Annotated in this window: 11 protein-coding genes; 4 read left to right on the top strand and 7 right to left on the bottom strand. The window is 63.6% G+C overall.

From position 1 onward, the window contains the following. The first annotated feature begins 50 nt into the window (after positions 1-50). The 4 genes from ACSR1C_RS12370 (at position 51) to ACSR1C_RS12355 (ending at position 4567) form a co-directional block, all read left to right on the top strand. Positions 51-1067: an amino acid ABC transporter substrate-binding protein gene (locus tag ACSR1C_RS12370; RefSeq protein WP_460259684.1), complete on the top strand. Its 1017-nt coding sequence runs from the start codon at positions 51-53 to the stop codon at positions 1065-1067. Positions 1068-1203: 136 nt separating this feature from the next. Continuing rightward, positions 1204-2460, top strand: coding sequence for an amino acid ABC transporter permease (locus tag ACSR1C_RS12365; RefSeq protein ID WP_460259683.1), 1257 nt, complete (start codon positions 1204-1206; stop codon positions 2458-2460). A 1-nt stretch (position 2461) separates the two neighbouring features. Next, complete coding sequence (locus tag ACSR1C_RS12360) at positions 2462-3763, top strand: amino acid ABC transporter permease (RefSeq protein WP_460259682.1); 1302 nt, start codon at positions 2462-2464, stop codon at positions 3761-3763. A gap of 12 nt (positions 3764-3775) precedes the next feature. Then, a complete protein-coding gene (locus tag ACSR1C_RS12355; protein WP_460259681.1) occupies positions 3776-4567 on the top strand; it encodes an amino acid ABC transporter ATP-binding protein in 792 nt (263 codons plus the stop codon). A 54-nt stretch (positions 4568-4621) separates the two neighbouring features. On the opposite strand, the gene ACSR1C_RS12350 is transcribed toward ACSR1C_RS12355, so the two are convergent. The 7 genes from ACSR1C_RS12350 to ACSR1C_RS12320 all read right to left on the bottom strand — a co-directional run bounded on the left by ACSR1C_RS12350 (position 4622) and on the right by ACSR1C_RS12320 (position 11574). After that, positions 4622-5128, bottom strand: a complete 507-nt coding sequence (locus tag ACSR1C_RS12350) for a SixA phosphatase family protein (RefSeq protein WP_460259680.1) — start codon at positions 5126-5128, stop codon at positions 4622-4624. Then, positions 5125-5778, bottom strand: coding sequence for a ferredoxin (locus ACSR1C_RS12345; protein WP_460259679.1), 654 nt, complete (start codon positions 5776-5778; stop codon positions 5125-5127). Before ACSR1C_RS12345 ends, ACSR1C_RS12350 begins: the two co-directional genes overlap by 4 nt. Positions 5779-5784: 6 nt before the next feature. After that, positions 5785-6654, bottom strand: coding sequence for an acetylglutamate kinase (argB, locus tag ACSR1C_RS12340; protein ID WP_460259678.1), 870 nt, complete (start codon positions 6652-6654; stop codon positions 5785-5787). 72 nt (positions 6655-6726) lie between these two features. Further along, on the bottom strand, positions 6727-7377 hold the full coding sequence (gene yihA, locus ACSR1C_RS12335; protein ID WP_460259677.1) for a ribosome biogenesis GTP-binding protein YihA/YsxC: 651 nt from the start codon (positions 7375-7377) through the stop codon (positions 6727-6729). Then, positions 7377-8123, bottom strand: coding sequence for an MOSC domain-containing protein (locus tag ACSR1C_RS12330; protein WP_460259676.1), 747 nt, complete (start codon positions 8121-8123; stop codon positions 7377-7379). Before ACSR1C_RS12330 ends, yihA begins: the two co-directional genes overlap by 1 nt. Beyond that, on the bottom strand, positions 8120-9925 hold the full coding sequence (yidC, locus tag ACSR1C_RS12325; RefSeq protein ID WP_460259675.1) for a membrane protein insertase YidC: 1806 nt from the start codon (positions 9923-9925) through the stop codon (positions 8120-8122). Before yidC ends, ACSR1C_RS12330 begins: the two co-directional genes overlap by 4 nt. A gap of 101 nt (positions 9926-10026) precedes the next feature. After that, positions 10027-11574 (bottom strand): putative bifunctional diguanylate cyclase/phosphodiesterase, encoded by a 1548-nt coding sequence (locus ACSR1C_RS12320; protein ID WP_460259674.1) that lies wholly within the window; start codon positions 11572-11574, stop codon positions 10027-10029. Between the last annotated feature and the right edge of the window lie 80 nt (positions 11575-11654).

The raw sequence follows: 11654 nt of genomic DNA, 5'->3' as shown, positions 1-11654 counted from the left end.
GGGGCAGAAAGAAACCGCCCATCAGGGCGGACCATCAGGAAGAGGTAAAAATGAAAAAATCCGTATTTCTTGGCGCGCTGACCGTCGCCGGCCTTGTCGCTGGTGCCTCGGCTGCTGCGACGCTGGACGATGTCAAAGCCCGCGGCAAGCTGAACTGCGGCGTTGCCACCGGCCTCGTCGGCTTTGCCGCGCCGGATGCCAACGGCGTTTGGAACGGTTTTGACGTTGCCGTGTGCCGCGCTGTCGCCGCCGCAGTTCTGGGTGACCCGACCGCCGTCGAATTCGTGCCGACCACCGGCAAGACCAGGTTCACCGCGCTTGCCTCGGGCGAGATCGACGTGCTGGCCCGGAACACCACCTGGACCTTCTCGCGCGATGTGGACCTCAAGTTCGAATTCGTCGGCGTGAACTACTATGACGGTCAGGGCTTCATGGTCCCGAAAGAGCTGGGCGTATCCTCGGCCAAGGATCTGGACGGCGCGACCGTCTGCATCCAGACCGGCACCACGACCGAACTGAACCTTGCCGACTTCTTCCGCGTCAACAACATCAGCTACGAGCCGGTTCCGATCGAAACCAACGCCGAAGCCCAGCAGCAGTATCTGGCGGGCGCCTGCGACGTGTACACCACCGATGCATCCGGCCTGGCCGCAACCCGCGCCACCTTCGAAGATCCGGCGGTGCATGTGATCCTGCCGGAAATCATCTCCAAAGAGCCGCTGGCCCCGCTGGTGCGCCATGGCGATTCCGACTGGGCCGATGTCGTACGCTGGACGCTGAACGCGCTGATCGCCGCCGAAGAGCTGGGTGTCACCTCGGCCAATATCGAAGAGCTGTCGACCGGCACCAACAACCCGGAAATCAACCGTATGCTTGGCACCGAGGGTAACCTGGGCGAGATGCTGGGCCTGTCCGCCGACTGGGCCAAGAACGCCATTCTGGCGGGTGGCAACTACGGCGAGATTTTCGAGAAGAACATCGGCGAAGCCACCCCGATCGGCCTGGCGCGCGGCCTGAATGCGCAGTGGACCGATGGCGGCCTGCTCTATGCGCCGCCGTTCCGCTAAGACAATCTGGCGAAGGGCGCGGACACTCCGCGCCCTTCTGCCATCTGTACCAAGTGCATAAGAAAACACCCAGGGGCCAAGGCGCGCAAAGAACACGCCGGACGGGACACTATCTGGGGAAACGGGGAAAATCCGCATGACCACACTCACCGACCCTCCGAAGGAGTCGTTCCGGCTAAGTATGCTCATCTACGACACCCGGTATCGGTCCCTGACCATCCAGGTTGTCGCGCTGATCGGGTTCATGCTTGCCGCCGGCTGGCTGGTTAACAACACGATTCAGAACCTGTCCACCTTGGGCAAAGAGTTCGATTTCGGGTTTTTCAGCGACCCTGCCGGCTATGACATCAACCAGCGCCTGATCGACTACAATTCGCAAAGCAGCCATTTTCGCGCGTCCTTCGTCGGCCTGCTGAATACGCTTCTGGTGGCCGCGCTGGGCTGTGTCCTGGCGACCATCATGGGGGTCATTATCGGGGTGCTGCGGCTGTCCAACAACTGGCTGGTGGCGCGGATCATGACGGTCTATGTCGAAACCTTCCGCAACGTGCCGGTGTTGCTTTGGATCGTGTTCTTCATGGCGATCCTGATCGAAACGCTGCCCGCGCCCAATGCTTTCCGGGGTGAAAACCCTGCGGCATCGATGTGGCTGTGGGACAGTATGGCGGTGACGAACCGCGGCATCTATGTGCCTGAACCGCTGTTCAGCCGCGGGCTGGGTGATCTTCCGTTCTTCGGCATCTTCAACATCAGCCTGGAGCTGATCGTTCTGGTCGCGGTCGCGATTGCCGGGTTCTGGGGGGCGTCGCAGATCACCAAGCGCGCCAACCGCATTCAGGAAGCGACCGGCGAGCGCCCGACCACCTGGTATCTGAGCCTGGCCGTCATCGTCGTGCCGATCATCGTCGTGCTGGCAGCACTTGGGTTCCATCTGGGCTACCCCGCCCTCAAGGGCTTCAACTTTCAGGGCGGCGTCCATATGCGCAACTCGCTGATCGCACTGTGGCTGGCGCTGTCCTTCTACACCGCAGCTTTTATCGCGGAAAACGTGCGCGCCGGGATTATGGCCATTTCCAAGGGCCAGACCGAGGCTGCCGCCGCACTGGGCCTGCGTCCGAATCGTACTATGCGGCTGGTGATCCTGCCCCAGGCGCTGCGGGTGATCATCCCGCCGCTGATTTCGCAATACCTGAACCTGACCAAGAACTCGTCGCTGGCGATCGCGGTGGGCTATATGGACATCACCGGCACGCTGGGCGGCATCACCATGAACCAGACCGGCCGCGAACTGGAATGCGTCCTGCTGCTGATGCTGGTCTATCTGATCATCTCGCTTACCATTTCTGGCGTCATGAACTGGTACAACAATCGCGTCAAACTGGTGGAGCGGTAAGATGTCTGATCTGTCTTATGTCCGCAGCGAAATGCTGCCGCAGCAGGAGCCGCCGATTGCCTCGGGCGGGATCATCGGATGGATGCGGGAAAATCTGTTTTCCGGCGCCCTGAACACGATCCTGACCCTTCTGTCGGCCTTGTTCGTGTTTTTCGTCCTGTCCTCGATCCTGCCTTGGGTGTTTCAGTCCAGCTGGTCCGCCGGGTCGCTGAACGAATGCCGCGCAGCGATCGCCGCCACCTATGGCGAAGGCACCCACGGCGCGTGCTGGGCGGTGATCCGCGAGCGTTGGCTGCAACTGCTGTTCGGCTTCTATCCGTCCGAACTGTATTGGCGACCGATCCTGGCCTTTGCCGTGGCGCTTGTCGCGCTGGCCCCGATCCTGTTCAACGGTTTGCCGCGCCAGATGATGCGCTTTTCGATTTTTGCGCCGTTCCTGGTGCCCTGGCTGCTGTGGGGCGGCACGATCTGGACGCCGCTGGCGGTCATCGCCGGTTTCGCGGTCGGCTATGGCGCCTATGTGATCGTCGCGAAAGTGATGGGCGAACTGGCCGGGTTGATCGCATCGGTCGTGCTGGCGATCCTGTGGTGGATTTTCCTGGCCAACCCGGTCGCGCAGGGGCTGCACAGTGTGATCCCGCTGGGGATCGAGGCCGTGGCCAGCCGGAACTTCGGCGGTTTCATGCTGTCGATCACCATCGGTCTGGTGGCAATCACCGTGTCGCTGCCCATCGGCGTCGTTTTGGCGCTGGGGCGGCAGTCCGACCTGCTGATCGTGAAATCGCTTTGCGTTGGTTTCATCGAGTTCGTCCGGGGCGTGCCGCTGATCACGCTGCTGTTCGTGGCTTCGGTCCTGCTGAACTATTTCATGCCGCCGGGCACCGATTTCGACATCATCGTGCGGGTCATGATCATGGTCACCCTCTTTGCCTCTGCCTATATGGCCGAGGTGGTGCGCGGGGGGCTGGCCGCGCTGCCCAAGGGTCAGTACGAGGCCGCCGATGCGCTGGGTCTTGACTACTGGAAGGCGCAGCGGCTGATCATCATGCCGCAAGCGCTGAAAATCTCGATCCCCGGCATCGTGTCGACCTTCATCGGGGTGTTCAAGGACACCACGCTGGTGTCGATCATCGGCCTGCTCGACCCGCTTGGCCTGTCGAACTCTATTCGTGCGGATGTGAACTGGAACGGTATCGTGTGGGAGCTGTACGGCTTCATCGCGTTCATGTTCTTCATCTTCTGCTTCTCCATGTCCCGTTATTCGATGTTCCTGGAGCGCAAGCTTCAGACAGGCCATCGCTAAAGGAGTGACCCAATGTCTGAACTTGCAATCGACCGCGAAATTGACCGCAGCAAGCTGACGATCTCGGAAAAGATCGCCATCCAGATCACCGATATGAACAAGTGGTACGGGGCGTTTCACGTTCTGCGCGACATCAACCTGACCGTCAACCGGGGCGAGCGAATCGTAATCTGCGGCCCGTCGGGATCGGGCAAATCCACGCTGATCCGTTGCATCAACCGGCTGGAGGAACATCAGGCTGGCCGGATCGTGGTGGACGGGACCGAACTGACGAACGATCTGAAGAACATCGACAAGATCCGCTCCGAGGTCGGGATGGTGTTCCAGCATTTCAACCTGTTCCCGCATCTGACGATTCTGGAAAACTGCACGCTGGCGCCGATCTGGGTGCGCAAGGTTCCCAAGAAGGAAGCCGAAGAAACGGCGATGCATTTCCTGGAAAAGGTGAAGATCCCCGAGCAGGCGTCGAAATATCCCGGTCAGCTTTCGGGCGGTCAGCAGCAGCGCGTGGCGATCGCCCGCAGCCTGTGTATGCGGCCGCGGATCATGCTGTTCGACGAACCGACCTCGGCGCTGGACCCCGAGATGATCAAGGAGGTTCTGGATACCATGATCGAGCTTGCCGAAGAGGGCATGACCATGCTTTGCGTCACGCATGAGATGGGCTTTGCCCGTCAGGTGGCAAACCGGGTGATTTTCATGGATCAGGGCCAGATCGTGGAACAGAACGAACCCGAAGAGTTCTTCAACAACCCCAAAAGCGACCGGACAAAGCTGTTCCTCAGCCAGATCCTGGGCCACTGATCTTATCACTGTTCGAACGGAAATCCCCGGCCATTGCGCCGGGGGTTTTTCGTTTCAGGAAGTCAGATCGGCGGGTACCACGAAATCCACCGCGCGGCCGGTGCCGAATTCCAGATCGGCCCAATCGTCGATGTCGAATTCCGCCACCAGCGCCGCACAGGTGGGATAGGCCCCGAACCGGGCGTGATCGGGCCGCTTTTGCAACAGCCGCCCGGCGAAGTCACCGATGCCCGGATTATGCCCCAGCATCAAAACCGGCGAGGCCGCGCAATGATGCAGCACCGACAGCATCGTTTCGGAAGAGGCATGATAGAGCGCCGGTTCGCGCCGCATCAGCGTGTCGTTGGGAAAGGCGGGGGCCATGCGCTCCCATGTTTCCAGGGTGCGCCGCGCGGTCGAGCTGACAACCTCGGCCGGGCGGTGCCCGCGTTCGGCCAGCCACGCCGCAACCGCCGGCGCCGCGCGCTGCCCCCGCCGGTTCAGCGGACGCTCGTGGTCGTCTTGCGTGGGATCGTCCCAGCTGGATTTCGCGTGGCGAACAAGGATCAGTCGCAGGGTCATCTGTGGAACGCAGCCATGTGGAATGCCGATTGTGCGGGCATCCTGCCATAGGTTTCGCTGACGGGACAGGCCCGGCGCACAGCACAGCCGTTTTGCAGACAGTCCTGCCCCGGCGCGCTGTCCAGAAACCCGTGACAGGCGGCCAGATCATAGCCCCCGGCGCCCAACGCGCCCACCGGGCAGGCGTGGGCGCAGGGCCGGTCCACGCAGGTGTCGCAGGGGCAGGGCGGGAGTGCGGGCAGGTCCAGAACATCGTTCAGGGCCAGCGCCCCGCGATAGGACGCAAACAGCCCCGCGACATCATGCACCAGCAGGGACACGGGCGAGGCCCACGCCCGCCCCGAGCATTGCGCCCAGCGGATGAAGGGCTGAAATGGCGGGCCGCCAAAGGGGAAAACAGCGACCGCGTTCAAATCGGCGGCCAACGCCCCGATCACCCGCGCCGACCAGCGGTCCAGTGGATCGCCCGCGCCATCATGGAATTCCGGCGCGGCGCGGACATGCGGCCAGAAGCCGGGCTCAAGCGGACCCAGCAACACAAGCGTACCGCACCCCTTTGGCGCGCCATCGTCAGGGCCGGGGTGGAAAGCGCCGAAAATATCCAGATGCGCGGCCCGCACCCGGGTGCGCAGCGTGTCATAGCGGCGCACAGGGGGCTACCGCGGCTGGCGGATGATCGACCCCGCGCCATGTTCGGTGAACAGTTCCAGCAGACAGGCATTCGGCGCACGCCCGTCCAGAATCACCACCGCCCGCACGCCGCCTTCGATCGCATGCAGCGCAGTTTCGGTCTTGGGGATCATGCCGCCGGCGATCACGCCCTCGGCGGTCAGTGCGCGGATCTGATCCGGTGTCAGCTCTGTCACCACCTCGCCGCTGGCATCCTTGACGCCGGTTACATCGGTCAGCAGCAGCAGGCGGTCGGCCTTCAGCGCGGCGGCGATGGCACCGGCGGCGTTGTCGCCGTTGACGTTGAAGGTTTCGCCGTTGCGGCCCGCGCCCAAGGGGGCCACGACCGGGATCATTTCCGCCGCGTGCAGCGTGCGCAGCACCGCCGGGTTCATTTCCACCGGGGTGCCGACAAAGCCCAGATCGGCATTTGTCTGCTCGCAGATCATCAGGTTGGCATCCTTGCCCGACAGGCCCACGGCCTTGCCGCCCTGACGGTTGATCGCCTGCACGATGCGCTTGTTCACCAGCCCCGACAGCACCATTTCGACCACCTTGACGGTGGCCTCGTCTGTGACGCGCTTGCCCCGGACGAATTCCGATTTGATATCCAGCTTGGCCAGCATCTCGTTGATCATCGGGCCGCCGCCATGCACGATCACCGGGTTGATGCCGACCTGCTGCATCAGAACGATGTCACGCGCAAAGGTGTCCATCGCATCGTCATCGCCCATGGCGTGGCCGCCGAACTTGATGACGACGGTCGATTCGTCATAGCGCTGCAGATAGGGCAGGGCCTCGGACAGGGTCCGGGCGGTGGCGATCCAGTCGCGGTTCATGGCGGTTTGCTTCTTCATGGGGCGATCCTCGGTTGAGGCTTGGTAATGGAGCACGGCCAGCCTGCCAAGGGCGATTTGCCGGGGCGCGGCCTATTCCAGCGTGGCGATAATGGCCCGCAACGTGGCGATGCCATCACCTTTTTCCGAGCTGGTCACGACAATTTCGGGAAAGGCGGCCGGGTGTTTCGCCAGCGCGCCGCGCACCTGATCCAGTACCTTTTTCAGGTCGGCGGCCTTGACCTTGTCGGCCTTGGTCAGCACCGCCTGAAAGGTCACCGCCGACTGATCCAGCAGCTTCAGGATTTCCTCGTCCACCGTTTTCACGCCGTGGCGCGCGTCGATCAGCACGAAGGCGCGGCGCAGGGTCTGACGGCCCGACAGATAGGCCTTGAGCAGGCGCTGCCACTTCGCAACCACCGGCAGCGGCGCCTCGGCATAGCCATAGCCGGGCAGGTCCACCAGATAGTGACTGTCGGCGAGGGTGAAATAGTTGATCTCCTGCGTGCGGCCCGGTGTGTTCGACGCCCGCGCCAGCCCCTTGCGGCCGGTCAGCGCGTTGATCAGGCTGGATTTCCCTACGTTGGAACGCCCGGCAAAGCAGACCTCCAGCCGGTCAGCGGGCGGCAGCCCGTCCATCGCGACCACGCCTTTCAGAAATTCGGTCTGGCCTGCAAACAGGATGCGGCCGTATTCGGCTGTGGCGGCGTCGGGTTCATCCGCGACGGGAAATGGCAGTTGCATCAAAATACCTCCAGCGTATCGCCAAGGGCGACAGGGCCCGATTGCACGACCTCGGCATAAACGCCGAAATCGGTGTGGCCCCAGCCATCTTTCAGCGCGGCCAGGGTATCGGCGTCGCGCAGTCCGGTTTCGGGGTTCGCCGTCGTGGCCAGACAGCGGATGATTCGCTCTCGCACCTCGAGCACGGCCCCGCCGATTTTCACGCGCTTGCCGATCCAGTCGAACTCGGCCCAGGGGGGCAGCCCGTCGATCCACAGATTGCCGCGAAACCGCCGCGGTGACAGATCCTGACCAACCTGTTGGCTAAGCGCGGCCAGCGAGGACAGGCTCAGCAAACTGACCGAGGGGAACGGGCTGTCGGTCATGCCGCGCCCCGGCACACGCACGATGCGCGCCGATTGCGCGCGGTCGGCGGGCATCAGCGGTGCGACCCAGTCCAGAAAGGCGTCGGTTGGGCCGTCAGGGCGAAACCGCAGCGGCGACCGGGCGGGATGGGTCAGGGTGACGGTTTCGGTGGCCTCGTCCAACACGGCGGAAATGGCCATCAGTGCTGGCGCCTTCGAGCCGCGCGAAAAGTTGGCGCAGGGCGCCCATTCCGACCCGTCCGCCCTGGCCGCGTCATGGGCCACGGCCCAGGTGCGATCCCATGGCATGGTCCGGCCCGCAGTCAGTGTGACCGCTTCCAGCGCCTCGGCCCCGTGTCCCTTGATCGGGTGGCGCCAGATGCGGGCCAGTTCTGCCATCACTTTTCGTCCGGCTTCGTGGCCTTGCGGAAGCTCGACTTGATGTTGCCGAACACGTCGGGCTTATACCCGTGGCTGCGCATGATGATGTATTGCTGCAGGAAGGTGATGGTGTTGTTGGTGATCCAGTACAGCACCAGCCCGCTGGCGAACTGGCCCAGCATGAACATGAAGATCCACGGCATCCAGGCAAAGATCATCTTCTGCGCCGGGTCCGCGGGGGCCGGGTTCAGCTTTTGTTGCAGCCACATCGAGACCCCCAGCAGGATCGGCAGCGCACCCAGCGAGAAGAACGCCAGGAACGAGGTCGCATCCGGTGCCGCGAAGGGCAGCAGGCCGAACAGGTTCAGAATCGAGGACGGATCGGGTGCGGAAAGGTCCCTGATCCAGCCGATCCAGGGCGCGTGACGCAGTTCGATCGTGACGAAGATCACCTTGTAGAGCGAAAAGAAGATCGGGATTTGCAGAAAGATCGGCAGGCAGCCCGAGGCGGGGTTCACCTTTTCCTTCTTGTACAGCGCCATCATTTCCTGCTGCAGCTTCTGGCGGTCGTCGCCGGCGCGCTCTTTCAGCTTCTCCATCTCGGGCTGAAGTTCTTTCATCTTCGCCATCGAGACATAGGATTTCTTGGCCAGCGGGAACACGCAGGCCTTGATCAGCAGGGTCAGCGCGATGATCGACCAGCCCATGTTCCCGATAAAGCCGTTCAGGAAATGCAGCACCCGGAAGATCGGCTTGGTCAGGAAGAAGAACCAGCCCCAGTCGATCGAGTCGATGAATTTCTTGACGCCCAGCGTTTCTTCATAGTTGCGGATCGCCTCCCACTCCTTGGCGCCGGCAAACAGCATGGTTTCGGCGGTGACGGTCGCGCCGGGCTCGACGGTCAGGGCGGGCTGTCGGGCCTCGACCTGATAGATGTCGGACTGGGCCACATATTTCGCGACCGAGGTAAAGCTTTGCCCCGGCGTGGGGATCAGCGTGGTCATCCAGTATTTGTCGGTGAACCCGATCCAGCCGTCGGACTCGACGTTGGCGACATCGGCGCGGGCGGCCTCACGCTCGACGAAATCCATGTCGGGCATGTCGTCATAGGCGATTTCTTTCAGCTCGTTGTCGTTCTGGCGCACGACGCCTTCGTGCAGGATGAAAAACTTCGCCTGTTCGGGTTTATGCTGCCGGGCCACGATTCCGTAGGGGGCCGCGCGCACCGGGGCAGCGGTCGTGTTTTCAATGCTTTGCGTGATCCGGAACATGTATTGATCGTCGATCGCGATCGTACGGCGGAAGATCAGGCCGGCGCCGTTATCCCAGCTCAGGGTGATCGGGGTCTCTGCGGTCAGTGCGGCCCCTTCCTGGACGGTCCAGGGCGTGGTGGGGCCGGGCACCGCGCTGTTGGCCAGATCGCCCGCAGGGGCCCAGCCATAGATCGCGTAATAGGGATGCGCGCCGCCGACCGGGGCCAGCAGGGCGACATTGGCCGAGTCGGGCTCAAGCGTGTCGCGGTAGCCCTTCAGCGACAGGGTGTCGATCCGCCCGCCCAGCAAAGAGATCGAACCGGCCAGGCTGGGCGTGTCGATTGCAACGCGCGGGGCGTCGGCCACGGCGGGTACGGACCCGAGCGCCGGTGCCGGTGCGCCGCCGGTGCCGACCGCGGGCGGGGTCGGGGCCAGTCCGGTTTCTTCGACCGTGGCCGGTGCGGGTGGTGGCGGGGCCTGCGTTTCGGGCGGGAAGAGGATGAACCACACGAGGATCACCACAAAGCTGAGCACCGATGCGAGGATTAGGTTCTTGTTCTGATCGTCCATATGCAGGCCGCCATCTGTCCTTGGAAAGGTGATGGAGGTTCAACAGAACGGGGCGGGGAAGGTCAAGCGGTTTTCCCGTCACAGCTGGGGGCGGGCACGGGTTATCCGGCCTGACGGCCCAGGCTGGCCGCGGTTTCCAGCTTTTCCTGATGTTTGTGGACCCAGGCGATCGTGTCTTCGAACGGCATCGGGCGGGCGATCCCGAAGCCCTGAACATGGCCGCAGCCAAGTTGCGACAGCATCGCGTGCTCGCCGACGGTTTCCACGCCTTCGGCCAGGGTGTCCAGGCCCAGCCGCTCGGCCATGGTCAGGATCGCGGCCACCATGTTCTGCTGTTCACGGTCCTGATCGACGCGGGTGACGAAAGAGCGGTCGATTTTCAACCGCCCGACCGCGAAGCGCCGGATCGACGCGATCGAGGAATGGCCGGTGCCGAAATCGTCCAGATCGATGCCGCAACCCAAGGTGGCCAGCCCGGCGATGTTGCGCGTGATCATGTCGTCGCTGGCGTTCGAGACCACGGTTTCCAGCACTTCGACGGTCAGCCGGTCGGCAGACAGGTTGAAACGATCCAGCTCCCACCGGATCTTGTCCACCAGTTTCGGGTTGCGCAATTCCTCGCCCGAGAAATTGACTCCGATCGCGGGCACCCGGATTCCGGCCTGGTCCCAGCCGCGCAGGGCCGAGAAGGCGTTGAACAGGATTTCCTGGCTCAGCCGTTCGGACAGCCCGGCCTGCGTGATCGCGGCTAGAAACTCTTCGGGCGGAATCAGACCGCGGGTTTCGTGCGGCCAGCGCGCCAGCGCCTCGAACCCGGTCACGGCGCCGGTATCGGTCGAGATTTGCGGCTGAAACCAGGGCCGGATCTGCCCGTCCTCCAGCGCTTGCGCCACTTCGTCGATCAGATCGTGGCGCTGGGCGATCGCGCTTTGCATTTCCGCCGAAAAGGCGCGGATCGCGCCCGGCCCGTGCTGGCGTGCCTCGCGCATCGCGGCTTCGGCGGCATCCAGCATGGCGGCGCCCGTGGCGGCGGGGCTGCGGCTTTGCAGGCAGAAGCCGACCGAACTGGTCAGATAGGCGGTGGTCGCGTCGATGCTGATCGGTTCGCGCACCGCATCCTGAAGCCTGCCGGATATCTGCAACAGGGTTTCCAGATCGCCGCGCCGGACGGGGCAGAGCGCCACGGCGAAGCATGACCCGTTCATCCGGGCCAGCACGTCGCCGCCGCGCAGCGCGCCGGTCAGCCGTTCTGCGATCCGCCGCAACGCCAGATCGGCGGCGGGGCTGCCGAACCGGTCGCCCAGATCACTGATGCCTTCCACGGCGATGACCAGCGCCGCGGTCACCTTTCCCGTTCCATCCCTGTCGGCCAGCGAGTCGTCCAGTGCGGTCGCGACCGCATCGGGCAGGGCCAGGCCGGTGGCGGCATCGGTGTTCTGGTCGCGCCCCGCCTGCGGGCGGGCGGGCCGCCCGAAGACCGAAACCATCAGCGGAAAAAGCAGTGCCATCAGCAAAAGCGCCCGTTCGCCGCCCATCCAGAAGGCCGCCAGCGTCAGCGCCGGCAGAAAGGCCAGCCCCTGCGGCAGCCCGAATACCGTGACAAGCATGGCGCGGGCGCGGGGCGGAAACGGGCCGGTGATACGCGGCATCGGGAAAACGTCCTTGTGCAACAGGTGACCGGCGCGGTCACGTTCCGCCTGCGACGCTAGGAAATTTCCCTGATCCCGGT

The sequence above is a fragment of the Actibacterium sp. D185-2 genome, assembly GCF_054954595.1.
This window is presented reverse-complemented; position numbering and strand designations above follow the sequence as displayed.